This is a genomic window from Leclercia sp. S52 (genome assembly GCF_039727615.1).
In the GTDB taxonomy this organism is placed as follows: Bacteria; Pseudomonadota; Gammaproteobacteria; order Enterobacterales; family Enterobacteriaceae; genus Enterobacter; species Enterobacter adecarboxylatus_B.
The window spans coordinates 1,350,481-1,376,994 of record NZ_CP152474.1; the positions used below are offsets into that span (position 1 = coordinate 1,350,481).

Sequence of the window (26,514 nt, forward strand, 5' to 3'; positions counted from 1 at the left end):
GATGCAAACCGTATTAATCACGGGATTTGAGCCCTTTGGCGGCGAAACCGTTAACCCGTCCTGGGAAGTGGTGAAGCTGCTGGATGGGATGATTATTGACGACTCCCGCGTGGTGGCGCGGCAGTTGCCCTGCGTGTTCGGCGAGTCGCTGGAGGTACTGAACGCGGCCATTGACGCGCTTCAGCCCTCCGTCGTGTTAGCGATAGGGCAGGCCGGGGGCCGCGTGGATGTGACCGTCGAGCGGGTAGCGATCAACGTCGATGACGCCCGCATCCCGGATAACCGCGGGCAACAGCCGGTGGATGTTGCCATCGTGCCGGACGGCCCGGCGGCCTGGTTCAGTACGCTGCCGATCAAAGCCATGGTAGAGGCGCTGCGCGAAGCCGGTATTCCTGCTTCGGTTTCGCAGACGGCTGGCACATTCGTCTGTAACCACGTGATGTATGGCGTGCTGCACAAGCTGGCCGACCGGCCGGAGGTGAAAGGCGGGTTTATCCATATTCCTTACCTGCCCGAGCAGGCGGCGGCGCATCCTGGTGCCCCGAGCATGGCAACGCAAACCCTGAAGCAGGCGCTGGAAATTGCCATTGCCGTGGCGCTGCGTCAGGCGCACGACATCAAAGTGGTGGGCGGCGCGACGCACTAAATAAGGAGTCATGATGCCAGAAGGACCGGAGATCCGCCGCGCGGCGGATAGCCTGGAGGCGGCGATAAAAGGCAAACCGCTCACCGACGTGTGGTTTGCTTTCCCTCAGTTAAAACCCTTTGAGTCCCGGCTTATCGGGGAGAAGGTCACGCATCTGGAGACGCGCGGCAAAGCGCTGCTCACGCACTTTTCTAACCAGATGACGCTCTACAGCCATAACCAGCTTTACGGCGTCTGGCGGGTGGTGGAGACCGGTCAGGAGCCGCAGACCACGCGGGTGCTGCGCGTTAAGCTACAGACCGCCGATAAAACCATTCTGCTCTACAGCGCCTCGGATATTGAGATGCTGCAGACGGAGCAGATCGGCACCCATCCCTTCCTGCAGCGGGTGGGGCCGGATGTGCTGGATTTACGCCTGACGGCAGAGGATGTGAAAGCGCGGTTGTTGTCGGCAAAATTCCGCAACCGGCAGTTTTCCGGGCTACTGCTGGATCAGGCGTTTCTGGCCGGCTTAGGCAACTATCTGCGGGTCGAGATCCTGTGGGAGGTGGGGCTGGCGGCGCAGCACAAGGCGTCACAGCTTACCGAAGAACAGCTCGATGCGCTGGCGCACGCGCTGCTGGATATCCCGCGCCTGTCGTACAACACCCGCGGGGTGGTGAATGACAAGAAGCATCACGGGGCGTTGTTCCGGTTTAAAGTGTTTCATCGGGCGGGAAAAAAGTGCGAGCGGTGCGGCGGGGTGATTGAGAAAACGACGCTGTCATCGAGACCGTTTTACTGGTGTCCTGGGTGCCAGATGTAAAAAAGCCGGGTGGCGGCTTCGCCTTACCCGGCCTACGTCGTTTTGTAGGCCCGGCAAGCGTAGCGCCGCCGGGCGTTACTTTTAGCGTTTGGTGATGTCAGTTTCGAAATTACGCTGCTCGTAGCCGGTGTACAGCTGACGCGGACGCGCAATTTTCATCCCGTCGGTGTGCATTTCGTTCCAGTGCGCAATCCAGCCCACGGTACGCGCCATCGCGAAGATCACGGTAAACATGGAAGACGGAATGCCCATCGCTTTCAGGATGATACCGGAGTAGAAGTCGACGTTCGGGTAGAGTTTCTTCTCGATGAAGTACGGGTCGTTCAGCGCGATGTGCTCCAGCTCCATCGCCACCTGCAGCAGGTCATCTTTGGTGCCGAGCTCTTTCAGTACTTCATGGCAGGTTTCACGCATGACGGTTGCGCGCGGATCGTAGTTTTTGTAAACACGGTGACCGAAGCCCATCAGACGGAAGGAGTCATTCTTGTCTTTCGCACGGCGTACGAATTCAGGAATGTGCTCAACGGAGCTGATCTCTTCCAGCATCTTCAGTGCGGCTTCGTTCGCGCCGCCGTGTGCCGGTCCCCACAGGGAGGCAATACCTGCTGCGATACAGGCGAACGGGTTAGCGCCGGAGGAGCCTGCGGTACGCACGGTAGAGGTAGAGGCGTTCTGCTCGTGGTCAGCGTGCAGGATCAGAATACGATCCATGGCGCGTTCCAGAACCGGGTTCACTTCGTACTCTTCGCACGGCGTAGCGAACATCATGCGCAGGAAGTTACCGGCGTAGGAGAGGTCGTTACGTGGATAAACAAACGGCTGTCCGATGGAGTATTTGTAACACATCGCGGCCATGGTAGGCATTTTGGACAGCAGACGGAACGCGGCGATATCGCGATGACGCTGGTTATTGACGTCCAGGGAGTCATGGTAGAACGCAGCCAGTGCACCGGTGATCCCGCACATTACCGCCATCGGATGCGAATCACGACGGAACGCATGGAACAGACGGGTGATCTGCTCATGAATCATGGTGTGGCGGGTAACGGTGGTTTTGAACTCATCGTACTGTTCCTGGGTCGGCTTTTCGCCGTTCAGCAGGATGTAGCACACTTCCAGATAGTTGGATTCGGTGGCTAACTGATCGATGGGGAAACCGCGGTGCAGCAGGATGCCTTCGTCACCGTCGATATAGGTGATTTTGGACTCGCAAGATGCGGTGGAGGTAAAACCAGGGTCAAAGGTAAACATACCTTTAGAACCAAGACTACGGATATCAATAACATCCTGACCGAGCGTGCCTTTTAGCACATCCAGTTCGATAGCAGTATCACCATTTAGGGTGATTTTTGCCTTAGTATCAGCCATTTACGGTCTCCTTAGCGCCTTATTGCTTAAGACTGCCCTTAACCGGATTTGCATTCAGCTGATTTATCATTGTTACCAGTTTGTTATTTGGCTCGCCGCTCAGCTCACGAGGAGAAACCAGGGTACAGAGCAATGGCGCTAGCAGGTAAACAAATGAGAAATCAGAGAAATAACAGCAAATCAGTGTTTGTGCAGTCCGAATTATTCAAACCTGTATACCACTAATAACTGTCCTGATAACTGCGGTCAATACCATCACACTGTTACATAACTTATTCTCAGGTGAAAGAGAGACCTCATAACTTTTGCGCATTATATGCCTTTTCTGGTGATGTTTGTAACAATAATGTTTAACATTTGTCAAATCAGATGATTAAAAATTAAAAAGATGTTGTTATCGTGACCCTGATCACTGTTCCGCATAAAACCAGACAAACTGTATGTAGGTTAATTGTAATGATTTTGTGAACGGCCTATACTGCCGCCAGGTCTCCGGAAAACCCTGCAATCCCGAGCCAACCAGCGTTGTAACGTGTCATTTAAGCATCTGGAAGCAATGTTTTGCATGACGCACAGTTATATAAAAGGCACGCTGTCTGACCCGCATCGCAGTCCGGAGGAAGGAAACTATAAGAACAGCATGTGGGCGTTATTCATGATAAGAAATGTGAAAAAACAAAGACCTGTCAATCTGGATCTCAAAACGATCCGATTCCCCGTAACGGCAATAGCGTCCATCCTTCATCGTGTATCCGGTGTGATCACGTTTGTCGCGGTGGGTATCCTGTTATGGTTACTGGGTACCAGCCTCTCGTCTCCGGAAGGATTCCAGCAGGCCTCCGACATCATGAACGGTTTCTTCGTGAAATTTATCATGTGGGGCATCCTGACCGCGCTGGCCTATCACGTAGTTGGCGGTGTCCGCCATATGCTGATGGACTTCGGCTATCTGGAAGAGACCTTCGAAGCTGGCAAACGCACCGCTAACATTTCATTTGTCATCACTGTCGTGCTCGCACTTCTCGCAGGAGTTCTCGTATGGTAAGCAACGCCTCCGCATTAGGACGCAACGGCGTACATGACTTCATTCTGGTCCGTGCTACCGCTATCGTTCTCACCCTCTACATCATCTACCTGATCGGTTTCTTTGCCACCAGCGGCGACCTGACGTGGGAAATCTGGACCGGTTTCTTCGGTTCGGCATTCACCAAAGTCTTTACCCTGCTGGCGCTGGCCTCCATCCTGATCCACGCATGGATTGGCATGTGGCAGGTATTGACCGATTACGTTAAACCCGTGGCGATTCGCCTCGTTCTGCAGCTGGCTATTGTGGTTGCGCTTGCGGTTTACGTTATTTATGGATTCGTTGTGGTGTGGGGTGTGTAATGAAACTGCCAGTCAGAGAATTTGATGCTGTAGTGATTGGTGCCGGTGGCGCAGGTATGCGCGCGGCGCTGCAAATTTCCCAGAGCGGCCAGAGCTGTGCGCTGCTCTCTAAAGTCTTCCCGACCCGTTCCCATACCGTATCTGCGCAGGGTGGCATCACCGTGGCGCTCGGTAATACCCATGAAGATAACTGGGAATGGCATATGTACGACACGGTGAAAGGCTCCGACTACATCGGTGACCAGGACGCCATTGAATATATGTGTAAAACCGGCCCGGAAGCGATTCTGGAGCTGGACCATATGGGTCTGCCATTCTCCCGCCTGGAGAACGGCACCATCTATCAACGTCCGTTTGGCGGCCAGTCGAAAGATTTCGGCGGCGAGCAGGCGGCACGTACCGCTGCTGCGGCTGACCGTACCGGTCACGCCCTGCTGCATACCCTGTATCAGCAGAACCTGAAGAATAAGACCACCATCTTCTCCGAGTGGTATGCGCTGGATCTGGTTAAAAACGAAGATGGCGCGATTGTGGGTTGTACCGCGCTGTGCATCGAAACCGGCGAAGTGGTCTACTTCAAAGCCCGCGCGACCGTGCTGGCGACCGGCGGCGCAGGCCGTATCTACCAGTCCACCACTAACGCCCATATCAACACCGGTGACGGCGTCGGTATGGCAATCCGCGCTGGCGTGCCGGTGCAGGATATGGAGATGTGGCAGTTCCACCCAACCGGTATCGCCGGTGCGGGCGTGCTGGTTACAGAGGGCTGCCGTGGTGAAGGTGGTTATCTGCTGAACAAACATGGCGAGCGCTTCATGGAGCGTTATGCCCCGAATGCAAAAGACCTGGCGGGTCGTGACGTGGTGGCGCGTTCCATCATGATCGAAATTCGTGAAGGTCGTGGCTGCGACGGTCCATGGGGCCCGCACGCTAAGCTGAAACTTGATCATCTGGGTAAAGAGGTTCTGGAATCCCGTCTGCCGGGTATCCTGGAGCTGTCCCGTACCTTTGCTCACGTCGACCCGGTTAAAGAGCCGATCCCGGTTATCCCAACCTGCCACTACATGATGGGCGGTATTCCGACCAAAGTGACCGGCCAGGCGCTGACCGTGAACGAGCAGGGCGAAGACGTGGTCATTCCGGGCCTGTTCGCGGTAGGCGAAATCGCCTGCGTATCCGTACACGGTGCCAACCGTCTGGGCGGTAACTCCCTGCTCGACCTGGTGGTGTTTGGTCGTGCGGTGGGTCTGCATCTGCAGGAGTCCATTGCCGAGCAGGGTCCGCTGCGTGATGCGACCGACGCCAACATCGACGCCTCTCTGGAACGTCTGAATCGCTGGAACGGCAACCGCAACGGCGAAGATCCGGTGGAAATCCGTAAGGCGCTGCAGGAGTGCATGCAGCACAACTTCTCGGTATTCCGTGAAGGTGATGCGATGGCGAAAGGGCTTGAGCAGCTGAAAGCGATCCGCGAGCGTCTGAAAAATGCCCGTCTGGACGATACCTCCAGCGAGTTCAACACCCAGCGCGTCGAGTGTCTGGAGCTGGATAACCTGATGGAAACCGCTTATGCAACCGCGGTCTCTGCAAACTTCCGTACCGAAAGCCGTGGCGCGCATAGCCGCTTCGACTTCCCGGATCGTGACGACGAAAACTGGCTGTGCCATTCCCTGTATCTGCCAGAGTCGGAATCCATGACACGTCGTAGCGTCAATATGGAACCGAAACTGCGTCCGGCGTTCCCGCCGAAGATTCGTACTTATTAATGCGGAGACAGGACAATGAAACTCGAATTCTCAGTTTATCGTTATAACCCGGATGTTGATGACGCTCCGCATATGCAGGATTACACCCTGGAAGCGGAAGAAGGTCGCGACATGATGCTGCTTGATGCCTTAATGCAGCTGAAAGAAAAAGATCCGACACTGTCATTCCGTCGTTCCTGCCGTGAAGGGGTTTGTGGCTCCGACGGTCTGAACATGAACGGCAAAAACGGTCTGGCCTGTATCACCCCGATTTCGGCGCTCAACCGTCCGGGACAGAAGATTGTGATCCGTCCTCTGCCGGGTCTGCCGGTCGTTCGTGATTTGGTGGTGGACATGGGGCAATTCTATGCACAATATGAGAAGATTAAGCCTTACTTGTTGAATAATGGGCAAAATCCACCCGCTCGCGAGCATTTGCAGTCGCCAGAGCAGCGTGAAAAACTCGATGGCCTGTATGAGTGTATCCTCTGTGCATGTTGTTCGACCTCTTGCCCGTCGTTCTGGTGGAACCCGGACAAGTTTATCGGCCCGGCTGGCCTGCTGGCAGCGTACCGCTTCCTGATTGACAGCCGCGATACCGAAACCGACAACCGCCTGGAAGGGCTGAGTGATGCTTTCAGCGTATTCCGCTGCCACAGCATCATGAACTGCGTCAGTGTGTGTCCTAAGGGGCTGAACCCGACGCGCGCTATCGGCCACATTAAGTCGATGTTGTTGCAGCGCAGTGCGTAAGTAACAACGCCGGATGGCGCTGCGCTTATCCGGCCTACGTCACAGTAGGCCCGGTAAGCGTAGCGCCACCGGGCAAAATGCAGAAACCTTTAAAAACTGCCCTGAAGTTTAGACAGTTTCTAAAGGTTCCTTCGCGAGCCGCTATATAAAGAAGAGCTCGCAGGTGAACCCCGGCACGTACACGTGGTGTGCGTGGTAGTTTCTACGGCGAAAGTAAGCATAAAAATGCTTAAGGGATCACGATGCAGAACGGCGCAATGAAAGCCTGGCTGGACTCTTCCTTCCTCTCTGGTGCAAACCAAAGCTGGATCGAACAGCTCTATGAAGACTTCTTAACCGACCCTGACTCAGTGGACGCTAACTGGCGTTCGATGTTCCAGCAGTTACCTGGAACAGGAGTCAAACCGGATCAATTTCATTCCAAAACACGTGATTATTTCCGTCGTCTGGCGAAGGATGCCTCACGTTACTCTTCCGCCATCTCCGACCCTGACACCAATGCAAAGCAGGTTAAAGTCCTGCAGCTGATTAACGCCTACCGTTTCCGTGGCCACCAGCATGCGAATCTGGATCCGCTGGGGCTGTGGCAGCAGGAGCGTGTGGCGGACCTCGATCCGGCTTATCACGATCTCACCGAAGCTGATTTCCAGGAAACCTTCAACGTGGGTTCTTTCGCCATTGGCAAAGACACGATGAAGCTGGGCGAGCTGCTGACTGCACTCAAGCAGACCTACTGCGGCTCTATCGGTGCGGAATATATGCACATCACCTCAACCGAAGAGAAACGCTGGATCCAGCAGCGCATTGAATCGGTTGCCGGTAAATCCACCTTCAATGCCGACGAGAAAAAACGCTTCCTGAGCGAACTGACCGCCGCAGAAGGGCTGGAGCGCTACCTCGGTGCCAAATTCCCGGGTGCAAAACGCTTCTCGCTGGAAGGCGGCGATGCGCTGGTGCCGATGCTGAAAGAGCTGATCCGCCATGCGGGCAACAGCGGTACCCGCGAAGTGGTACTGGGCATGGCGCACCGTGGTCGTCTGAACGTCCTGATCAACGTGCTGGGTAAAAAGCCGCAGGATCTGTTCGACGAATTCGCGGGCAAACATAAAGAACACCTCGGTACCGGTGACGTGAAGTACCACATGGGCTTCTCATCGGATATCGAAACCAAAGGCGGCCTGGTCCACATGGCGCTGGCGTTCAACCCGTCGCACCTGGAGATCGTGAGCCCGGTCGTTATCGGTTCCGTGCGCGCGCGTCTGGATCGTCTGGACGAGCCGAGCAGCAACAAAGTACTGCCAATCACCATTCACGGCGATGCGGCGATCACCGGTCAGGGCGTGGTTCAGGAAACCCTGAACATGTCCAAAGCACGTGGTTACGAAGTGGGCGGTACCGTTCGCATCGTGATTAATAACCAGGTGGGCTTCACCACGTCTAACCCGCTGGATGCGCGCTCTACGCCGTACTGCACCGACATCGGTAAGATGGTTCAGGCGCCAATTTTCCACGTGAATGCGGATGACCCGGAAGCCGTGGCCTTCGTTACCCGCCTGGCGCTGGACTTCCGTAACACCTTCAAGCGCGACGTACTGATCGACCTGTTCTGCTACCGCCGCCATGGTCACAACGAAGCGGATGAGCCAAGTGCAACCCAGCCGCTGATGTACCAGAAAATCAAAAAGCATCCGACCCCGCGCAAAATCTATGCTGACAAGCTGGAAGGCGAGAAAGTGGTTACGCTGGAAGATGCCACCGAGATGGTCAATCTCTACCGTGATGCGCTGGATGCCGGCGAATGCGTGGTGAAAGAGCTGCGTCCGATGAACATGCACTCCTTTACCTGGTCGCCGTACCTCAACCACGAGTGGGATGAGAGCTACCCGAACAAGGTCGAGATGAAGCGTCTGCAGGAGCTGGCTAAACGCATCAGCACCGTACCCGAAGCGATCGAGATGCAGTCCCGCGTACAGAAAATCTACTCTGACCGTCAGTCAATGGCGGCTGGCGAGAAGCTGTTCGACTGGGGTGGTGCAGAAAACCTGGCCTACGCGACCCTGGTTGACGAAGGCATTCCGGTCCGCCTGTCCGGTGAAGATGCCGGCCGTGGCACCTTCTTCCACCGTCACGCGGTGATCCATAACCAGACCAACGGTTCCACCTACACCCCGCTGCAGCACGTGCATAACGGTCAGGGCCAGTTCAAGGTCTGGGACTCCGTGCTGTCTGAAGAAGCGGTCCTGGCGTTCGAATACGGTTACGCCACCGCAGAACCACGCACCCTGACCATCTGGGAAGCGCAGTTCGGTGACTTCGCCAACGGTGCGCAGGTGGTTATCGACCAGTTCATCTCTTCTGGCGAACAGAAGTGGGGCCGTATGTGTGGCCTGGTGATGCTGCTGCCACACGGCTACGAAGGGCAGGGTCCGGAGCACTCCTCCGCGCGTCTGGAGCGTTATCTGCAACTCTGCGCCGAGCAGAACATGCAGGTTTGTGTTCCGTCCACCCCGGCACAGGTTTACCACATGCTGCGTCGTCAGGCGCTGCGCGGGATGCGTCGTCCGCTGGTCGTTATGTCACCGAAATCGCTGCTGCGTCACCCGCTGGCGGTCTCCACGCTGGACGAGCTGGCGAACGGCACCTTCCTGCCGGCGATTGGCGAGATTGACGAGCTGGATCCGCAGGCAGTGAAACGTGTGGTGATGTGTTCTGGTAAGGTTTACTACGACCTGCTGGAACAGCGCCGTAAGAACGATCAGAAAGATGTCGCCATCGTGCGTATCGAACAGCTTTATCCGTTCCCGCATCAGGCGATGCAGGAAGTGCTGAAACAATATGCTCACGTACATGATTTTGTCTGGTGCCAGGAAGAGCCGCTTAACCAGGGCGCATGGTACTGCAGCCAGCATCATTTCCGTGAAGTGATTCCATTTGGGTCTGCCCTGCGTTATGCAGGTCGCCCGGCCTCCGCCTCTCCGGCGGTAGGGTATATATCCGTTCACCAGAAGCAGCAACAAGATCTGGTCAATGACGCGCTGAACGTCGATTAATTAAAGGATACATAATGAGTAGCGTAGATATTCTTGTTCCCGACCTGCCTGAGTCCGTAGCAGATGCGACCGTCGCCACCTGGCACAAAAAACCTGGCGATGCCGTTAAGCGCGATGAAGTGCTGGTAGAAATCGAAACTGACAAAGTGGTACTGGAAGTACCGGCATCGGCGGATGGTATTCTGGATGCAGTGCTGGAAGATGAAGGCACAACCGTGACCTCTCGCCAGATCCTGGGTCGCCTGCGCGAAGGCAACAGCGCGGGTAAAGAGTCCAGCGCGAAATCAGATGAGAAAGCTTCTACTCCAGCCCAGCGCCAGCAGGCCTCTCTGGAAGAGCAGACTAACGACGCGCTCAGCCCGGCGATCCGTCGCCTGCTGGCTGAACACAGCCTCGACCCGGCAGCCATCAAAGGCACCGGCGTGGGTGGTCGTCTGACTCGCGAAGATATTGATAAGCATCTGGCAAAAGGGCCGTCTGACGCGAAAGCAGAAGCCAAAGCCCCTGCAGCGGCACCGGCAGCACAGCCTGCACTGGGCGCACGTAGCGAAAAACGCGTGCCGATGACCCGCCTGCGTAAACGCGTGGCCGAGCGTCTGCTGGAAGCGAAAAACTCTACCGCGATGCTGACCACCTTCAACGAAGTAAACATGAAGCCAATCATGGACCTGCGTAAGCAGTACGGTGACGCGTTTGAAAAACGTCACGGTATCCGTCTGGGCTTTATGTCCTTCTACGTGAAGGCGGTTGTTGAAGCGCTGAAACGCTACCCGGAAGTGAACGCGTCTATCGATGGCGATGATGTGGTCTATCACAACTACTTCGATGTGAGCATGGCCGTTTCTACCCCACGCGGCCTGGTGACCCCGGTTCTGCGCGATGTAGACACCCTGGGCATGGCTGATATCGAGAAGAACATCAAAGAACTGGCAGTGAAAGGCCGTGACGGCAAGCTGACCGTAGATGACCTGACCGGCGGTAACTTCACTATTACCAACGGCGGCGTATTCGGCTCGCTGATGTCTACTCCGATCATCAACCCACCGCAGAGCGCGATCCTTGGCATGCACGCCATCAAAGATCGTCCGATGGCGGTTGACGGTAAAGTTGAGATCCTGCCGATGATGTACCTGGCGCTCTCCTACGATCACCGTCTGATCGACGGCCGCGAGTCCGTGGGCTTCCTGGTCGCCATTAAAGAGCTGCTGGAAGATCCAACCCGTCTGCTGCTGGACGTTTAGTTTTTAGCCGTACTGCCCGGCGGCGCTTTGCCTGCCGGGCCTACAAAAGCATGACCTAACGATTACCCTGAAGGATGGATAGAACACATGAACTTACATGAATATCAGGCAAAACAGCTGTTTGCCCGGTATGGCTTGCCGGCTCCGGTGGGTTATGCCTGCAATACCCCTCGTGAAGCAGAAGAAGCCGCATCTAAAATCGGCGCCGGTCCTTGGGTAGTGAAATGTCAGGTTCACGCTGGCGGCCGCGGTAAAGCGGGCGGTGTGAAAGTTGTTAACAGTAAAGAAGAGATTCGTGCGTTTGCGGAGCACTGGCTGGGCAAACGTCTGGTGACCTACCAGACAGACGCGAGCGGCCAGCCGGTTAACCAGATCCTGGTTGAAGCGGCGACCGACATTGCAAAAGAACTGTACCTTGGTGCCGTGGTAGACCGTAGCTCCCGTCGCGTGGTGTTCATGGCCTCTACCGAAGGCGGCGTGGAAATCGAAAAAGTGGCGGAAGAGACCCCGCACCTGATCCACAAAGTCGCTATCGATCCGCTGGCAGGCCCAATGCCTTACCAGGGACGCGAGCTGGCATTCAAACTGGGTCTGGAAGGTAAACTGGTGCAGCAATTCACCAAGATCTTCATGGGTCTGGCTAACATCTTCCTGGAGCGCGATCTGGCGCTGATCGAAATCAACCCGCTGGTGATCACTAAGCAGGGCGACCTGATCTGCCTCGATGGCAAACTGGGCGCTGACGGCAACGCACTGTTCCGCCAGGCCGATCTGCGCGAAATGCGCGACCAGTCTCAGGAAGATCCACGTGAAGCGCAGGCTGCACAGTGGGAACTGAACTACGTTGCACTCGATGGCAACATCGGCTGCATGGTTAACGGTGCGGGCCTGGCAATGGGCACCATGGACATCGTTAAGCTGCACGGCGGCGAGCCGGCAAACTTCCTCGACGTGGGCGGCGGCGCGACCAAAGAGCGCGTGACCGAAGCCTTCAAAATCATTCTCTCTGACGACAACGTAAAAGCGGTTCTGGTGAACATCTTCGGCGGCATCGTACGTTGCGACCTGATCGCAGACGGTATCATCGGTGCGGTAGAAGAAGTGGGCGTTAACGTCCCGGTTGTTGTCCGTCTGGAAGGCAACAACGCCGAACTCGGCGCGAAAAAACTGGCTGACAGCGGCCTGAATATTATTGCAGCGAAAAGTCTGACGGATGCCGCTCAGCAGGTAGTTGCCGCAGTGGAGGGGAAATAATGTCCGTTTTAATTAATAAAGATACCAAGGTCATCTGCCAGGGCTTCACCGGTAGCCAGGGTTCATTCCACTCTGAGCAGGCGATTGCCTACGGTACGCAGATGGTTGGCGGCGTAACGCCAGGTAAAGGCGGCACCACCCACCTGGGCCTGCCGGTGTTCAACACCGTGCGTGAAGCGGTAGAAGCGACTGGCGCGACCGCCACCGTGATCTACGTTCCGGCCCCGTTCTGCAAAGATTCCATTCTGGAAGCCATCGATGCAGGCATCAAACTGATCATCACCATCACCGAAGGCATCCCGACCCTGGATATGCTGACTGTGAAAGTGAAGCTGGACGAAGCGGGCGTGCGCATGATCGGGCCAAACTGCCCGGGCGTGATCACCCCAGGCGAATGCAAAATCGGCATCATGCCGGGCCACATTCACAAGCCGGGCAAAGTGGGCATCGTCTCCCGTTCCGGTACCCTGACCTATGAAGCGGTTAAGCAGACCACCGACTACGGTTTCGGCCAGTCCACCTGTGTGGGCATCGGCGGCGACCCAATCCCGGGCTCTAACTTTATCGACATCCTGAAGCTGTTCCAGGAAGACCCGCAGACTGAAGCGATCGTGATGATCGGTGAAATCGGCGGTAGCGCGGAAGAAGAAGCGGCTGCTTACATCAAAGATCACGTGACCAAGCCGGTTGTTGGCTATATCGCGGGTGTGACTGCGCCGAAAGGCAAGCGTATGGGCCACGCAGGCGCCATCATCGCGGGCGGCAAAGGGACTGCGGATGAGAAATTCGCGGCGCTGGAAGCAGCAGGCGTGAAAACCGTACGCAGCCTGGCTGACATCGGTGAAGCACTGAAATCCATCATTAAGTAAATCCTCTCTGCTCCCCGTGCGGGGAGCTTTGACATAATAAATGTCCGTTTCGACATGGTTGGCCATCGTAAGATGGCCTTTTTTATTTTTGAGATATACAAAATGATAACCATGTGGTGTTAATTTAAAGCGGGCTAAAAGTAAATTAATTGTTATTAAATTATCCCGCTATCCATTCTCTGAATAAATGTGGCGAAGTGACAATGCTTCATGTCCTGGGGTTTATTAAAATTCCCGGCGCGCCACAGGTTAATTTAAATCACCTTTATTGATATTACAGCGCAGATTCAATAACTATTAGCCCATGACGTCAACATAAAATTAACAAAAAAGTCATCAGATTCACCATCAAGAAACACCTTTAACACGGCCAATCAATATTGATTTATATCAATATTTAATGCCTGGAAAAGGGCATCAAAAAGCGTTAAATTGCTCCCGATCAATCTGGTCGAAAAGTGGTAAATTCGCTATATATTGATCACCGTCGTAAAACGTAAAACACTTTCAATAAAAACCTGTTTATTGTAAGGGTTTTGCAGCGTAATATATTTGCGGGATCAATTTCGGGTTTTTATTAACGTATCTGTAACCTTTCATCATGGCTTTTTCCTCCTGGGAAGATTAAGTTACGAAGAAAGGAAGCTGATAATTATTTGTATTGGGGCATGTGTGTGGATCTTTTCTAACGGATCCACTCCCGGAGTCTTCATGCGATGAGCAAGGAGTCATGATGTTAGATATAGTCGAACTGTCGCGCTTACAGTTTGCCTTGACCGCGATGTACCACTTCCTGTTTGTGCCACTGACGCTCGGTATGGCGTTCCTGCTGGCCATTATGGAGACGGTCTACGTCCTTTCCGGCAAACAGATTTATAAAGATATGACCAAGTTCTGGGGCAAGTTGTTTGGTATCAACTTTGCGCTGGGCGTGGCCACCGGTCTGACCATGGAGTTCCAGTTCGGGACTAACTGGTCTTACTATTCCCACTATGTCGGGGATATCTTCGGTGCGCCGCTGGCCATTGAAGGTCTGATGGCCTTCTTCCTCGAATCCACCTTTGTAGGTCTGTTCTTCTTTGGCTGGGATCGTCTGGGTAAAGTGCAGCATATGGCTGTCACCTGGCTGGTTGCGTTAGGCTCTAACCTGTCCGCGCTGTGGATCCTGGTGGCCAACGGCTGGATGCAGAACCCTATCGCGTCTGATTTTAACTTCGAAACCATGCGTATGGAGATGGTCAGCTTCTCCGAGCTGGTGCTGAACCCGGTTGCTCAGGTGAAATTTGTTCACACCGTGGCGTCTGGCTATGTCTGCGGCGCGATGTTCGTGCTGGGCATCAGCTCCTACTACATGCTGCGTGGTCGTGACTTCGCCTTTGCCAAGCGCTCCTTCGCCATCGCGGCGAGCTTCGGTATGGCGGCTATCCTCTCCGTAATCGTTCTGGGTGATGAATCCGGCTACGAGATGGGTGACGTGCAGAAAACCAAACTGGCAGCGATCGAAGCAGAGTGGGAAACCCAACCGGCTCCGGCAGCGTTCACCCTGTTTGGTATTCCCGATCAGGATGCCCAGGAAAACCACTTTGCTATTCAGATCCCTTATGCGTTGGGCATCATCGCCACCCGCTCTGTGGATACGCCGGTTATCGGCCTGAAAGATCTGCTGGTGCAGCATGAAGAGCGTATCCGTAACGGGATGAAAGCTTACTCCCTGCTGGAGCAGCTGCGTTCCGGCTCTACCGATCAGTCCGTTCGCGATCAGTTCAACAACGTGAAAAAAGACCTCGGTTACGGCCTGCTGCTGAAACGCTATACCCCGAACGTCTCTGACGCGACGGAAGAGCAGATTCAGATGGCGACCAAAGACTCGATTCCACGCGTTGCGCCGCTGTACTTCGCGTTCCGTATCATGGTTGGCTGCGGCATCATCATGCTGTTGATCATTGCTGCCTCCTTCTGGTCGGTGATTCGTAACCGTATCGGTCAGCGTAAATGGCTGCTGCGTGCTGCGCTGTACGGCATGCCACTGCCGTGGATCGCCATCGAATCCGGCTGGTTTGTTGCGGAATACGGCCGTCAGCCGTGGGCTATCGGTGAGGTGCTGCCAACCGCGGTAGCGAACTCATCCCTGACCGCCGGGGATCTGATTTTCTCCATGCTGCTGATTTGTGGTCTGTATACCCTGTTCCTGGTGGCTGAACTGTTCCTGATGTTCAAGTTTGCGCGCCTTGGCCCAAGCAGCCTGAAAACCGGTCGCTACCACTATGAGCAGTCAACCGTTGCTTCTCAGTCCCACTACGAGCAGTCCACCGTGACTACTCAGCCGGCACGGTAAGACAGGAGTCGTCAAATGATCGATTATGAAGTATTGCGTTTTATCTGGTGGCTGCTGGTCGGGATCTTACTGATTGGTTTTGCGGTCACTGACGGTTTCGACATGGGGGTGGGCATGCTCACCCGCTTCCTCGGTCGTAATGATACCGAGCGTCGGATTATGATTAACTCCATCGCCCCGCACTGGGACGGTAACCAGGTGTGGCTGATCACCGCAGGCGGCGCGCTGTTCGCTGCCTGGCCGATGGTCTACGCAGCTGCGTTCTCCGGCTTCTACGTGGCGATGATTCTGGTGCTGGCGTCCTTGTTCTTCCGTCCGGTCGGTTTTGACTACCGCTCGAAGATCGAAGACCCCCCGCTGGCGCAACATGTGGGACTGGGGCATCTTCATCGGTAGCTTCGTGCCGCCGCTGGTGATCGGCGTGGCGTTCGGCAACCTGCTGCAGGGCGTGCCGTTCCACCTCGATGAATATATGCGCCTTTACTACACCGGCAACTTCTTCCAGCTGCTGAACCCGTTCGGTCTGCTGGCGGGCGTGGTCAGTGTGGCGATGATCCTGACTCAGGGTGCCACCTACCTGCAGATGCGTACCGTGGGTGAACTGCACCTGCGTTCCCGCGCCGTTTCGCAGATTGCGGCTCTGGTGACCCTGGTCGGCTTCGCGCTGGCAGGGGTGTGGGTGATGTTCGGTATCGACGGTTACGTGGTGACCTCCGCGATTAACCATACCGCGCCGTCTAACCCGCTGACCAAAGAAGTGGCTCGTCAGGCAGGCGCCTGGCTGGTGAACTTCAATAACACACCGATTCTGTGGGCTATTCCGGCCCTGGGCGTGGTGCTGCCGCTGCTGACCCTGCTGACTTCCCGCATGGAAAAAGGCGCATGGGCATTCGTCTTCTCTTCACTGACGCTGGCGTGCATCATCCTGACGGCCGGTATCGCGATGTTCCCGTTCGTGATGCCATCCAGCACCATGATGAATGCGAGTCTGACGATGTGGGATTCCACCTCCAGTCAGATGACCCTGAACCTGATGACGTTTGTGGCTGCCGTGTTCGTACCGATCATCCTGGCTTACACCACCTGGTGTTACTGGAAAATGTACGGTCGTATCACGAAAGAACATATCGAAAGCAATACTCACTCTATGTATTAAGGAAGGAGCTGAATATGTGGTATTTCGCATGGATTTTAGGAACGCTTCTTGCCTGTGCATTTGGTGTGATTACCGCCCTGGCGCTTGAGCACGTTGAAGCGTCCAAAGCCGGTGAAGAAAAACACTGATGATCGCGTATCTCTACGGGATCATGGACAAGCGCCCGCTCCGGGCGCTTTCCTTAGTGATGGCCTTGCTGCTGGCAGGTTGCATCTTCTGGGACCCGTCGCGCTTTGCGGCGAAGACCAGCGAGCTTGAAATCTGGCACGGTTTTCTCATCATATGGGCGGTGTGCGCTGGGGTGATCCACGGCGTCGGCTTTCGGCCGAAAGCCGTACACTGGCAGGGCATCTTCTGCCCGCTGATCGCTGATGTGGTGCTTCTTGTCGGCCTGATTTTCTTTTTCAACTGAATAAGAACTATCCGTTAATATTATGGGCTTACCCTGGCCCATAAATATTTACTCTCCGTTTACCTTCCCCCATTCCAAACCACCATTCCCGCGCGTATAGTAACGACGTTTAAAAGCTCTTACTCTTTTTGTATTACCGGGATGTAAAGTGAATACAACGCTGTTTCGATGGCCGGTTCGTGTCTACTACGAAGACACTGACGCCGGTGGTGTGGTTTACCACGCCAGCTACGTTGCCTTTTATGAACGAGCACGCACTGAGATGCTGCGCCATCATCACTTTAGCCAGCAGGTCCTGCTGGCGGAGCGAGTTGCCTTCGTGGTACGCAAGATGACGCTGGAGTATTTTGCACCTGCCAGACTCGACGATATGCTCGAAGTCCAAACAGAAATAACATCAATGCGCGGAACCTCACTGGTTTTCACGCAGCGGATCGTCAATGCAGAAAATACGGTACTGAACGAAGCTGAAGTCCTGATTGTCTGTGTTGATCCACTCATCATGAAGCCTCGTGCGCTTCCTAAGTCTATTGTCGCGGAGTTTAAGCAGTGACTGACATGAATATCCTTGATTTGTTCCTGAAGGCAAGCCTTCTGGTTAAACTTATCATGTTGATTTTGATTGGTTTTTCAATCGCATCCTGGGCCATCATCATCCAGAGAACCCGTATCCTCAATGCTGCAGGCCGCGAAGCGGAAGCCTTTGAAGATAAGTTCTGGTCCGGTATCGAACTTTCCCGTTTGTATCAGGAAAGCCAGGGGCGTCGTGAAAACCTCTCCGGCTCCGAGCAAATTTTCTACAGCGGTTTCAAAGAGTTCGCCCGTTTGCACCGCGCTAACAACCATGCACCGGAAGCTGTCGTTGAAGGGGCATCCCGCGCGATGCGCATTTCAATGAACCGTGAACTGGAAACGCTGGAAACGCACATCCCGTTCCTGGGTACCGTTGGTTCCATCAGCCCGTATATCGGTCTGTTTGGTACGGTCTGGGGGATCATGCACGCCTTTATCGCCCTGGGCGCGGTAAAACAGGCAACGCTGCAGATGGTTGCACCGGGTATCGCAGAAGCGCTGATCGCGACCGCAATCGGTCTGTTCGCCGCTATTCCTGCGGTTATGGCGTATAACCGCCTTAATCAGCGCGTGAACAAACTGGAACTGAACTACGACAACTTCATGGAAGAGTTCACCGCGATTCTGCACCGCCAGGCGTTTACCAGCACCGAGAGCAACAAGGGGTAAACCATGGCCAGACAGCGTGGACGGGGTCGTCGCGAACTAAAGTCCGAAATCAACATTGTACCGCTGCTGGACGTGCTGCTGGTGCTGCTGCTGATCTTTATGGCCACAGCACCCATCATTACCCAGAGCGTTGAGGTTGATCTGCCGGACGCGACAGAATCTCAGGCTGTAAGCACCAATGACGATCCACCGGTCATCATTGAGGTATCCGGAGTAGGGCAGTACAGCGTGGTGGTTGAAAAGGATCGTCTCGATCAGCTGCCGCCGGAGCAGGTCATTGCCGAAGCGCAACGGCGTCTGCAGTCCAATCCGAAAACGGTCTTCTTAATCGGTGGTGCGAAAGACGTGCCTTACGATGAAATAATAAAAGCGCTGAACCTGTTGCATAGCGCGGGCGTTAAGTCAGTCGGCTTGATGACGCAGCCTATTTGATCATCTGCGTACACAACAGAGTTTTTGGGAACCCATAGTGTCAAAGGCAACCGAACAAAACGATAAGCTTAAGCGGGCGATCATTATCTCGGCGGTGCTGCATGTCATTCTTTTTGCAGCACTGATCTGGAGTTCGTTCGATGAGCATCTCGATACCGCTGCCGGCGGTGGGGGAGGTTCATCCATCGATGCCGTGATGGTCGATCCCGGCGCGGTGGTGCAAAACTATAACCGCCAGCAGCAACAGCAGGCGAGTGCAAAACGTGCTGAAGAGCAACGCGAAAAACAGGCGCAACAGCAGGCGGAAGAGCTGCGTGAAAAGCAGGCCGCCGAGCAGGAACGTCTGAAGCAGCTTGAGAAAGAACGTCTGCAGGCGCAGGAAGCAGCTAAAGAGCAGGCGGAGCAGCAGAAACAGGCTGAGGCCGCAGCGAAGCAAGCGCAGGAAAAACAGAAGCAGGCGGAAGAGGCAGCAGCCAAAGCCGCAGCGGATGCCAAAGCGCAGGCCGATGCTCAGGCGAAACAAGCTGCTGAGGCGGCAAAACAAGCCGCGGATGCCGCTGCATTAGCCGCGAAAAAAGCCGCTGCCGATGCGCAAAAACAGGCGGAAGCCGAAGCAGCGAAAGCCGCTGCGGATGCGAAGAAGAAAGTAGAAGCCGAAGCTGCGAAGAAAGCCGCTGCCGACGCGCAGAAAAAAGCGGAAGCTGAAGCTGCCAAACAGGCAGCCCAGGAAGCCGAGAAGAAAGCGGCTGCCGAAGCAGCTAAAAAGGCCGCTGCAGCTGAAAAAGCCGCAGCAGAGAAAGCTGCTGCCGCAGAAAAAGCCGCTGCTGAGAAGAAAGCTGCTGCTGCAGAAAAAGCCGCCGCCGATAAAAAAGCCGCTGCCGAAAAAGCGGCTGCAGAGAAGAAGGCCGCTGCCGATAAAGCTGCTGCTGACAAAGCTGCCGCCGCGAAAGCTGCAGCAGCGAAAAAAGCCGCCGCGGAAAAAGCAGCCGCTTCGGACGTTGACGACCTGTTCGGCGATTTGAGCTCAGGTAAGAATGCGCCGAAATCGGGGGGGGCAAAAGGTAACGGCCAGCCGGCAAAAGATAGCGGAACAAGTGGTGCGAATGGTGGTGCATCAGGTGCTGATATTAGTGCCTATGCTTCGCAAATCCGTAACGCCATTCAGAGCCGCTTATACGGCGCTGACCTCTACGCCGGTAAATCCTGTGTGCTGCATATCAAGCTAGCACCAGACGGTTTGCTGCTGGATGTGAGTGAGGAAGGCGGCGATCCTGCGTTGTGTCAGGCTGCCCTGACGGCAGCTAAAACTGCCAGAATTCCTAAACCGCCTAGCCAGGCTGTTTATGAAAAAGTAAAAGATGCCAAACTGGACTTCAAACTGTAGCGTTTTTCCCGCTAAAGTTGGCAAAACAGTCTAAGTTTGAGGCTGTAGATTGGTAGTTTTGTTTATTTGGGTTTGTTAACATTCTGCTAAATTATCGCGGGTAAGGTTACCCGGATATGGGAGACATGATGAAGCAGGCATTACGTGTAGCAGTAGGTTTCTTTATGCTGTGGGCAGCTGTGCTGCACGCAGAAGTGCGTATCGAGATCACCCAGGGGGGTGGACTCGGCACGTCCGATTGGCGTGGTTCCGTTCCAGTGGAAAGGGCCGGGCGCTGCGCCGGAAGATGTGGGTGGCATTGTTGCTGCTGACCTGCGCAACAGCGGTAAATTCAACCCCTTAGATCGTTCTCGTCTGCCACAGCAGCCGGGCACTGCGGCTGAGCTGCAGCCGGCGGCATGGTCTGCGCTGGGTATTGATGCCGTGGTCGTGGGTCAGGTTACCCCTAACCCGGACGGCGGTTATACCGTGGCTTACCAGCTGGTTGATACCGGCGGCGCACCGGGTACCGTGCTGGCACAGAACACCTACAAGGTGAATAAGCAGTGGCTGCGTTATGCGGGCCACACCGCGAGTGATGAAGTGTTTGAGAAGCTGACCAGCATCAAAGGCGCATTCCGCACCCGTATCGCTTATGTTGTGCAGACCAACGGCGGCCAGTTCCCGTATGAGCTGCGCGTTTCTGACTACGATGGCTACAACCAGTTCACCGTTCACCGTTCACCGCAGCCGCTGATGTCACCGGCCTGGTCACCGGACGGTTCTAAGCTGGCGTACGTGACCTTCGAAAGCGGTCGTTCAGCGCTGGTTATCCAGACCCTGTCTAACGGCGCGGTGCGTCAGGTTGCCTCCTTCCCACGTCACAACGGTGCACCGGCATTCTCTCCGGACGGTTCTAAACTGGCATTTGCCCTGTCTAAAACCGGTAGCCTGAACCTGTACGTGATGGATATCGGTTCCGGCCAGATCCGTCAGGTCACCGACGGTCGCAGCAACAACACCGAACCAACCTGGTTCCCGGATAGCCAGAACCTGGCCTTTACCTCTGACCAGGCGGGTCGTCCACAGGTTTATAAAGTTAATGTTAACGGCGGTGCACCGCAGCGTATCACCTGGGAAGGTTCACAGAACCAGGACGCGGACGTCAGCGCTGATGGCAAGTTTATGGTAATGGTTAGCTCGGCCGGCGGTCAGCAGCACATTGCCAAACAAGATCTGGGCGGGGGTGGCGTGCAAGTTCTGTCGTCAACTTTCCTGGATGAAACGCCAAGTCTGGCACCTAACGGCACTATGGTTATCTACAGCTCTTCTCAGGGGATGGGATCCGTGCTGAATCTGGTTTCTACCGATGGGCGTTTCAAAGCGCGTATTCCGGCAACTGATGGACAGGTAAAATCACCTGCCTGGTCGCCGTACCTGTAATAATAATTAATTGAATAATAAAGGAATCATAGAAATGCAACTGAACAAAGTGCTGAAAGGGCTGATGATCGCTCTGCCTGTTATGGCAATCGCAGCGTGTTCTTCTAACAAGAACGCCAGCAACGACCAGAGCGGCGAAGGCATGATGGGTGCCGGCACCGGTATGGACGCAAACGGCAACGGCAATATGTCTTCTGAAGAGCAGGCGCGTCTTCAGATGCAACAGCTGCAGCAGAACAACATTGTTTACTTCGATCTGGACAAGTTCGACATCCGTTCTGACTTCGCTGCGATGCTGGATGCGCACGCTAACTTCCTGCGTAGCAACCCGTCTTACAAAGTCACCGTAGAAGGTCACGCGGACGAACGTGGTACTCCTGAGTACAACATCTCCCTGGGTGAGCGTCGTGCTAACGCCGTTAAAATGTACCTGCAGGGTAAAGGCGTTTCTGCTGACCAGATCTCCATCGTTTCTTACGGTAAAGAAAAACCTGCAGTACTGGGTCACGACGAAGCGGCTTACTCCAAAAACCGTCGTGCCGTACTGGTTTACTAAGAGAATTGCATGAGCAGTAACTTCAGACATCATCTGTTGAGTCTGTCGTTACTGGTTGGTATAGCGGCCCCCTGGGCCGCTTTTGCTCAGGCACCAATCAGTAGTGTCGGCTCAGGCTCGGTAGAAGACCGGGTCACCCAACTCGAGCGTATTTCTAATGCTCACAGCCAGCTTTTAACCCAACTTCAGCAGCAGCTCTCTGACAACCAGGCCGATATTGACTCACTCCGTGGACAGATCCAGGAAAGCCAGTATCAGCTCAATCAGGTTGTGGAGCGTCAGAAGCAGATCCTGCTACAGATGGATAGCCTGAACAGTGGCGGCGCAGCAGCGCAGCCAGCCGCAGGCGATCAATCCGGTGCAGCTGGTGCCACGGCAACGCCGCAGGCTGACGCGTCAGCCTCAACAGGCGCGCCTGTACAGAGCGGTGATGCGAATACTGATTACAATGCGGCGATAGCCCTGGTGCAGGATAGTTCGCGCCAGGACGAGGCGATGGCGGCGTTTCAGAACTTCGTGAAGAAATACCCTGATTCCACCTATCAGCCCAATGCGAACTATTGGCTGGGACAGTTGAATTACAACAAGGGTAAAAAAGACGACGCGGCATTCTATTTTGCCTCCGTGGTAAAAAATTACCCGAAATCACCGAAAGCCCCTGACGCGATGTACAAGGTCGGGGTGATCATGCAGGACAAAGGCGACACCGCGAAAGCGAAGGCCGTCTTCCAGCAGGTGGTCACTAAGTTCCCGGGCACCGAAGGTGCAAAACAAGCGCAAAAACGTCTTGCTGCGATGGGATGATTGCCGGTTGACCAGAAATCGTGTTTTTTCTGGTCTTGCCGCATACTTCCTAAGCAGTTAAGTGATATTCATCAAAATATTAGTTGCGCAGAATTCTTAAATCAGTAATATATGCCGCCGTTGCCAAGGGATATCAAACAGCCCAAAAGCAGCCAAAATAGTGGGTCGTTAGCTCAGTTGGTAGAGCAGTTGACTTTTAATCAATTGGTCGCAGGTTCGAATCCTGCACGACCCACCACTTAAAGCAGTTCCGGTAGTACAGAGTGGGTGATTAGCTCAGTTGGTAGAGCATCTCCTTTACACGGAGGGGGGTCGGCGGTTCGAGCCCGTCATCACCCACCACTCGGGTCGTTAGCTCAGTTGGTAGAGCAGTTGACTTTTAATCAATTGGTCGCAGGTTCGAATCCTGCACGACCCACCAATTTTATTGGTCCGAGTGATAATTCAGGCAACACCCGAATGGGTCGTTAGCTCAGTTGGTAGAGCAGTTGACTTTTAATCAATTGGTCGCAGGTTCGAATCCTGCACGACCCACCAGCCTGAATAAAATTGAAGTAAATCCCGCAAGGGGTCGTTAGCTCAGTTGGTAGAGCAGTTGACTTTTAATCAATTGGTCGCAGGTTCGAATCCTGCACGACCCACCAATTTAACATCGTGTTCAGATGTTAAACGTGAAGGATAACGTTGCGTCAGCAACGGCCCGTAGGGCGAGGCGAAGCCGAGTCATCCTGCACGACCCACCAATGTAAAAAGGCGCCCTAAAGGCGCCTTTTTGCTATCCAGTCCGATGACATTTCTCTCCAGATTCGCTATCTTGTTTAGTATACAAAACATAATCGCCGTCCATTTTGCTATGTCGCGCAAAATAAAGGTGGTTTGTTAAGCCAGTAAAACGAGAAGCCAAAATGAGTGTGATGTTTGATCCTGAAGCCGCTATCTATCCCTTCCCGCCGAAGCCTGTTCCGCTGAGCCTGGACGAAAAGCAGTTTTACCGTGAGAAGATAAAGCGTCTGCTCAAAGAGCGTGATGCGGTCATGGTGGCGCACTACTACACCGATCCTGAAATTCAGCAGCTGGCAGAAGAGACCGGCGGCTGCATTTCGGACTCGCTGGAGATGGCGCGCTTCGGTGCTAAACATCCGGCATCGACGTTGCTGGTGGCCGGGGTGCGTTTTATGGGCGAGACGGCAAAAATCCTCAGCCCGGAAAAAACCATCCTGATGCCAACCCTGAATGCGGAGTGCTCGCTGGATTTAGGCTGCCCGATCGACGAATTCACCGCCTTCTGCGACGCCCATCCGGACAGAACGGTGGTGGTCTATGCCAATACCTCTGCCGCAGTCAAAGCGCGTGCCGACTGGGTGGTGACTTCCAGTATCGCCGTGGAGCTGATTGAGCATCTCGACAGCCTGGGCGAGAAAATTATCTGGGCACCGGACAAACATCTTGGTAACTACGTTCAGAAGCAGACCGGGGCAGACATTCTGTGCTGGCAGGGCGCCTGTATCGTTCATGACGAGTTTAAAACTCAGGCCCTGGAGCGCATGAAAGCCCTCTACCCCGATGCTGCCGTGCTGGTGCATCCGGAGTCACCCCAGGCGATCGTTAACATGGCGGATGCCGTTGGCTCAACCAGCCAGCTAATCAATGCCGCGAAAACATTGCCGCATCGCCAGCTTATCGTCGCCACCGATCGCGGCATCTTCTACAAGATGCAGCAGGCGGTGCCGGAGAAAGAGCTGCTGGAAGCGCCGACAGCGGGCGAGGGGGCAACCTGCCGCAGCTGCGCTCATTGTCCGTGGATGGCGATGAACGGGCTGAAGGCGATTGCCGAGGGGCTGGAGTCGGGCGGCGCAGCGCATGAGATCCATGTCGACGCGGCGCTGCGGGAAGGGGCGTTAATTCCGCTTAACCGGATGCTGGATTTTGCGGCTACACTACGTCCTTAAGCAACGTAACGTAACGCTGAGGGAAAAAGATGGATTTTTTTAGCACGCAAAACATTCTGGTACATATACCCATTGGTACCGGCGGCTATGACTTGTCATGGATTGAGGCCGTCGGGACGATTGCCGGTCTGCTCTGTATCTGGCTCGCCAGCCTGGAGAAGATCGTCAACTATGCGTTTGGCCTGGTGAACGTCACGCTGTTCGCCATAATCTTCTTCCAGATCCAGCTGTATGCCAGCCTGCTGCTGCAGCTGTTCTTCTTCGTGGCCAATATCTATGGCTGGTACGCCTGGTCGCGGCAGAACAGCCAGAAGGAGGCGGAACTGCAGATCCGCTGGCTGCCGTTGCCAAAAGCCATCGGCTGGCTGGCCGCCTGCGTGGTGGCTATCGGCCTGATGACGGTCTATATCGACCCGGTGTTCGCCTTCCTGACCCGCGTGGCGGTATCGGTGATGAGCAGCCTGGGCCTGAACGTCACCCTGCCGGAGCTGCAGCCTGACGCCTTCCCGTTCTGGGATTCGTGCATGATGGTGCTGTCGATTGCCGCCATGATCCTGATGACCCGCAAATATGTCGAAAACTGGCTGCTGTGGGTGATCATCAACGTGATAAGCGTGGTGATCTTCGCCCTGCAGGGCGTCTATGCCATGTCGCTGGAGTATATGATCCTCACCTTTATTGCCCTGAACGGCAGCAGGATGTGGATTAACAGCGCGCGTGAACGGGGTTCCCACGCGCTGGCACGTTAATGGTGATGATGAGCGTGGCCGGACTCGATCTCGTTGAGGTGGCAGTCCGGTCCGTTACAGGGGGGTGTACTCCATCTGGATGGTGCTGTGCGCAATAGCGTAGTGGTGCTCCAGAAAATGCTGGATACGCCCAAGTAACGCATCGTGGTCGTGGGGAGGAATGACCTGAACATGCAGCGTCATCAGCGGTTTTTCTCCCACCATCCAGACGTGAACATGGTGTACATCGCGCACTTCAGGAATGGAGCGCGTTAAGTTGCGCTTCAGCGCCGGAATATCCAGCGATGCCGGGGCCCCTTCCAGCAGCTCATTCACACTCTCCTGCAATAACCGCCAGGCACTGCGCAACACCAGACATGAGACCAAAATCGACAGTATCGGGTCGATCGGCGTCCAGCCCGTCCAGAGGATCACCAGCGCAGCGGCGATGGCCCCTACAGAACCCAGCAGATCCCCCATCACGTGCAGCGCCGCGGCCCGCACGTTGAGATTCTTCTCTTCACTGCCGCGATGCAAAATCCAGAACGCCAGGATATTGGCGATCAGCCCGGCGACCGCCACTACCATCATGGTAACGCCCGCGACAGGCTGAGGATGGCGGAAGCGCTGGAAGGCTTCCCAGACAATCAGAATGGTGATCAACACCAGCGCAATGGCGTTGACGAATGCGGCAAGGGTGGTGAGACGCAGCCAGCCAAAGGTGCGGCCATGGCTTGGGGGGCGACGAGCGAATATCACTGCCAGCAGTGCAAACAGCAGGGCAGCCGCGTCCGTTAACATATGCCCGGCATCAGCCAGCAGCGCCAGCGAGCCGGAAACCAGCCCGCCGACCGCTTCGATGACCATAAATGTGGCAGTCACGGCAAAAGCCAGCTTCAGCCGTTTAACATTGTCGTCCTGCGAAGAAGGGGCGTGGGAGTGGGAGTGCGCCATGTATGATGTCCAGATCCATTTTT

22 protein-coding genes, 5 tRNA genes and 3 pseudogenes are annotated in these 26,514 nt (G+C 55.1%); 28 read left to right on the forward strand and 2 right to left on the reverse strand.

The window, feature by feature from the left end; translation table 11 throughout:
• Window position 1 precedes the first annotated feature (1 nt).
• Both pcp and nei read left to right on the forward strand, forming a co-directional pair.
• Window positions 2-646, forward strand: coding sequence for a pyroglutamyl-peptidase I (pcp, locus tag AAHB66_RS06370; protein ID WP_347115571.1), 645 nt, complete (start codon window positions 2-4; stop codon window positions 644-646).
• 13 nt (window positions 647-659) lie between these two features.
• On the forward strand, window positions 660-1,451 hold the full coding sequence (gene nei, locus AAHB66_RS06375; RefSeq protein ID WP_347116431.1) for an endonuclease VIII: 792 nt from the start codon (window positions 660-662) through the stop codon (window positions 1,449-1,451).
• 81 nt (window positions 1,452-1,532) lie between these two features.
• Here the strand turns inward: nei and AAHB66_RS06380 are convergent, their stop codons facing one another.
• Entirely contained in the window at window positions 1,533-2,819 is a 1,287-nt protein-coding gene (locus AAHB66_RS06380) for a citrate synthase (protein WP_166181881.1), read from the reverse strand.
• Between the two features lie 640 nt (window positions 2,820-3,459).
• On the opposite strand from AAHB66_RS06380, the gene sdhC reads away from it, so the two are divergent.
• The 26 genes and pseudogenes from sdhC (at window position 3,460) to pnuC (ending at window position 25,558) form a co-directional block, all read left to right on the forward strand.
• A complete protein-coding gene (gene sdhC, locus AAHB66_RS06385; RefSeq protein WP_337016656.1) occupies window positions 3,460-3,864 on the forward strand; it encodes a succinate dehydrogenase cytochrome b556 subunit in 405 nt (134 codons plus the stop codon).
• Window positions 3,858-4,205: a succinate dehydrogenase membrane anchor subunit gene (gene sdhD, locus AAHB66_RS06390; RefSeq protein ID WP_347115572.1), complete on the forward strand. Its 348-nt coding sequence runs from the start codon at window positions 3,858-3,860 to the stop codon at window positions 4,203-4,205. The genes sdhC and sdhD overlap by 7 nt, the downstream gene beginning before the upstream one ends.
• On the forward strand, window positions 4,205-5,971 hold the full coding sequence (sdhA, locus tag AAHB66_RS06395; RefSeq protein ID WP_337015998.1) for a succinate dehydrogenase flavoprotein subunit: 1,767 nt from the start codon (window positions 4,205-4,207) through the stop codon (window positions 5,969-5,971). Before sdhD ends, sdhA begins: the two co-directional genes overlap by 1 nt.
• A 15-nt stretch (window positions 5,972-5,986) precedes the next feature.
• Window positions 5,987-6,703, forward strand: a complete 717-nt coding sequence (sdhB, locus tag AAHB66_RS06400) for a succinate dehydrogenase iron-sulfur subunit SdhB (protein WP_039029333.1) — start codon at window positions 5,987-5,989, stop codon at window positions 6,701-6,703.
• A gap of 242 nt (window positions 6,704-6,945) precedes the next feature.
• Window positions 6,946-9,753, forward strand: coding sequence for a 2-oxoglutarate dehydrogenase E1 component (gene sucA, locus AAHB66_RS06405; protein WP_347115573.1), 2,808 nt, complete (start codon window positions 6,946-6,948; stop codon window positions 9,751-9,753).
• A 14-nt stretch (window positions 9,754-9,767) separates the two neighbouring features.
• Window positions 9,768-10,994: a 2-oxoglutarate dehydrogenase complex dihydrolipoyllysine-residue succinyltransferase gene (gene odhB / locus AAHB66_RS06410; RefSeq protein ID WP_347115574.1), complete on the forward strand. Its 1,227-nt coding sequence runs from the start codon at window positions 9,768-9,770 to the stop codon at window positions 10,992-10,994.
• Between the two features lie 87 nt (window positions 10,995-11,081).
• The gene (gene sucC / locus AAHB66_RS06415) at window positions 11,082-12,248 is read left to right on the forward strand and encodes an ADP-forming succinate--CoA ligase subunit beta (RefSeq protein ID WP_142488718.1); all 1,167 of its coding nucleotides are present in this window, start codon (window positions 11,082-11,084) and stop codon (window positions 12,246-12,248) included.
• Complete coding sequence (gene sucD, locus AAHB66_RS06420) at window positions 12,248-13,117, forward strand: succinate--CoA ligase subunit alpha (protein WP_032617085.1); 870 nt, start codon at window positions 12,248-12,250, stop codon at window positions 13,115-13,117. The genes sucC and sucD overlap by 1 nt, the downstream gene beginning before the upstream one ends.
• Window positions 13,118-13,850: 733 nt before the next feature.
• Window positions 13,851-15,452, forward strand: coding sequence for a cytochrome ubiquinol oxidase subunit I (cydA, locus tag AAHB66_RS06425; protein WP_347115575.1), 1,602 nt, complete (start codon window positions 13,851-13,853; stop codon window positions 15,450-15,452).
• 15 nt (window positions 15,453-15,467) lie between these two features.
• Window positions 15,468-16,608 (forward strand): annotated as a pseudogene (gene cydB, locus AAHB66_RS06430) (cytochrome d ubiquinol oxidase subunit II).
• Between the two features lie 14 nt (window positions 16,609-16,622).
• Window positions 16,623-16,736 (forward strand): cytochrome bd-I oxidase subunit CydX, encoded by a 114-nt coding sequence (gene cydX / locus AAHB66_RS06435; RefSeq protein ID WP_006177208.1) that lies wholly within the window; start codon window positions 16,623-16,625, stop codon window positions 16,734-16,736.
• The gene (ybgE, locus tag AAHB66_RS06440; RefSeq protein WP_347115576.1) at window positions 16,736-17,020 is read left to right on the forward strand and encodes a cyd operon protein YbgE; all 285 of its coding nucleotides are present in this window, start codon (window positions 16,736-16,738) and stop codon (window positions 17,018-17,020) included. The genes cydX and ybgE overlap by 1 nt, the downstream gene beginning before the upstream one ends.
• Window positions 17,021-17,168: 148 nt before the next feature.
• Entirely contained in the window at window positions 17,169-17,573 is a 405-nt protein-coding gene (gene ybgC, locus AAHB66_RS06445) for a tol-pal system-associated acyl-CoA thioesterase (protein WP_032617092.1), read from the forward strand.
• A complete protein-coding gene (tolQ, locus tag AAHB66_RS06450; RefSeq protein WP_072036639.1) occupies window positions 17,570-18,262 on the forward strand; it encodes a Tol-Pal system protein TolQ in 693 nt (230 codons plus the stop codon). The genes ybgC and tolQ overlap by 4 nt, the downstream gene beginning before the upstream one ends.
• 3 nt (window positions 18,263-18,265) lie before the next feature.
• Entirely contained in the window at window positions 18,266-18,694 is a 429-nt protein-coding gene (tolR, locus tag AAHB66_RS06455) for a colicin uptake protein TolR (protein ID WP_032617094.1), read from the forward strand.
• Window positions 18,695-18,731: 37 nt separating this feature from the next.
• Window positions 18,732-20,078 carry a cell envelope integrity protein TolA gene (tolA, locus tag AAHB66_RS06460; RefSeq protein ID WP_347115577.1) on the forward strand — a complete coding sequence of 449 codons (1,347 nt, stop codon included), beginning with the start codon at window positions 18,732-18,734 and terminating at the stop codon, window positions 20,076-20,078.
• 128 nt (window positions 20,079-20,206) lie between these two features.
• Window positions 20,207-21,500: pseudogene (tolB, locus tag AAHB66_RS06465) on the forward strand (Tol-Pal system beta propeller repeat protein TolB).
• 34 nt (window positions 21,501-21,534) lie between these two features.
• Window positions 21,535-22,056, forward strand: coding sequence for a peptidoglycan-associated lipoprotein Pal (pal, locus tag AAHB66_RS06470; protein WP_032617096.1), 522 nt, complete (start codon window positions 21,535-21,537; stop codon window positions 22,054-22,056).
• Window positions 22,057-22,065: 9 nt separating this feature from the next.
• Window positions 22,066-22,860 (forward strand): cell division protein CpoB, encoded by a 795-nt coding sequence (cpoB, locus tag AAHB66_RS06475; RefSeq protein WP_333850520.1) that lies wholly within the window; start codon window positions 22,066-22,068, stop codon window positions 22,858-22,860.
• A gap of 162 nt (window positions 22,861-23,022) precedes the next feature.
• Window positions 23,023-23,098 (forward strand) — tRNA-Lys (locus AAHB66_RS06480).
• A 27-nt stretch (window positions 23,099-23,125) separates the two neighbouring features.
• A tRNA-Val gene (locus tag AAHB66_RS06485) sits at window positions 23,126-23,202 on the forward strand.
• Window positions 23,203-23,205: 3 nt separating this feature from the next.
• Window positions 23,206-23,281 (forward strand) — tRNA-Lys (locus AAHB66_RS06490).
• Window positions 23,282-23,321: 40 nt separating this feature from the next.
• Window positions 23,322-23,397, forward strand: a tRNA-Lys gene (locus tag AAHB66_RS06495).
• 31 nt (window positions 23,398-23,428) lie between these two features.
• Window positions 23,429-23,504: transfer RNA gene (locus AAHB66_RS06500), tRNA-Lys, on the forward strand.
• A gap of 261 nt (window positions 23,505-23,765) precedes the next feature.
• Window positions 23,766-24,809 (forward strand): quinolinate synthase NadA, encoded by a 1,044-nt coding sequence (gene nadA / locus AAHB66_RS06505; protein WP_347115578.1) that lies wholly within the window; start codon window positions 23,766-23,768, stop codon window positions 24,807-24,809.
• Between the two features lie 29 nt (window positions 24,810-24,838).
• Entirely contained in the window at window positions 24,839-25,558 is a 720-nt protein-coding gene (pnuC, locus tag AAHB66_RS06510) for a nicotinamide riboside transporter PnuC (protein ID WP_347115579.1), read from the forward strand.
• Here pnuC and zitB read toward each other — a convergent pair.
• Window positions 25,555-26,491 (reverse strand): annotated as a pseudogene (gene zitB, locus AAHB66_RS06515) (CDF family zinc transporter ZitB). The gene pnuC and the pseudogene zitB overlap by 4 nt on opposite strands.
• Window positions 26,492-26,514 lie beyond the last annotated feature (23 nt).

Bases quoted from the DNA above. Each gene is read 5' to 3' on its own strand.
- pcp (WP_347115571.1), top strand. From the start codon at position 2: ATGCAAACCGTATTAATCACGGGATTTGAGCCCTTTGGCGGCGAAACC.
- nei (WP_347116431.1), top strand. From the start codon at position 660: ATGCCAGAAGGACCGGAGATCCGCCGCGCGGCGGATAGCCTGGAGGCG.
- AAHB66_RS06380 (WP_166181881.1), bottom strand. From the start codon at position 2,819: ATGGCTGATACTAAGGCAAAAATCACCCTAAATGGTGATACTGCTATC.
- sdhC (WP_337016656.1), top strand. From the start codon at position 3,460: ATGTGGGCGTTATTCATGATAAGAAATGTGAAAAAACAAAGACCTGTC.
- sdhD (WP_347115572.1), top strand. From the start codon at position 3,858: ATGGTAAGCAACGCCTCCGCATTAGGACGCAACGGCGTACATGACTTC.
- sdhA (WP_337015998.1), top strand. From the start codon at position 4,205: ATGAAACTGCCAGTCAGAGAATTTGATGCTGTAGTGATTGGTGCCGGT.
- sdhB (WP_039029333.1), top strand. From the start codon at position 5,987: ATGAAACTCGAATTCTCAGTTTATCGTTATAACCCGGATGTTGATGAC.
- sucA (WP_347115573.1), top strand. From the start codon at position 6,946: ATGCAGAACGGCGCAATGAAAGCCTGGCTGGACTCTTCCTTCCTCTCT.
- odhB (WP_347115574.1), top strand. From the start codon at position 9,768: ATGAGTAGCGTAGATATTCTTGTTCCCGACCTGCCTGAGTCCGTAGCA.
- sucC (WP_142488718.1), top strand. From the start codon at position 11,082: ATGAACTTACATGAATATCAGGCAAAACAGCTGTTTGCCCGGTATGGC.
- sucD (WP_032617085.1), top strand. From the start codon at position 12,248: ATGTCCGTTTTAATTAATAAAGATACCAAGGTCATCTGCCAGGGCTTC.
- cydA (WP_347115575.1), top strand. From the start codon at position 13,851: ATGTTAGATATAGTCGAACTGTCGCGCTTACAGTTTGCCTTGACCGCG.
- cydX (WP_006177208.1), top strand. From the start codon at position 16,623: ATGTGGTATTTCGCATGGATTTTAGGAACGCTTCTTGCCTGTGCATTT.
- ybgE (WP_347115576.1), top strand. From the start codon at position 16,736: ATGATCGCGTATCTCTACGGGATCATGGACAAGCGCCCGCTCCGGGCG.
- tolR (WP_032617094.1), top strand. From the start codon at position 18,266: ATGGCCAGACAGCGTGGACGGGGTCGTCGCGAACTAAAGTCCGAAATC.
- pal (WP_032617096.1), top strand. From the start codon at position 21,535: ATGCAACTGAACAAAGTGCTGAAAGGGCTGATGATCGCTCTGCCTGTT.
- cpoB (WP_333850520.1), top strand. From the start codon at position 22,066: ATGAGCAGTAACTTCAGACATCATCTGTTGAGTCTGTCGTTACTGGTT.
- nadA (WP_347115578.1), top strand. From the start codon at position 23,766: ATGAGTGTGATGTTTGATCCTGAAGCCGCTATCTATCCCTTCCCGCCG.
- pnuC (WP_347115579.1), top strand. From the start codon at position 24,839: ATGGATTTTTTTAGCACGCAAAACATTCTGGTACATATACCCATTGGT.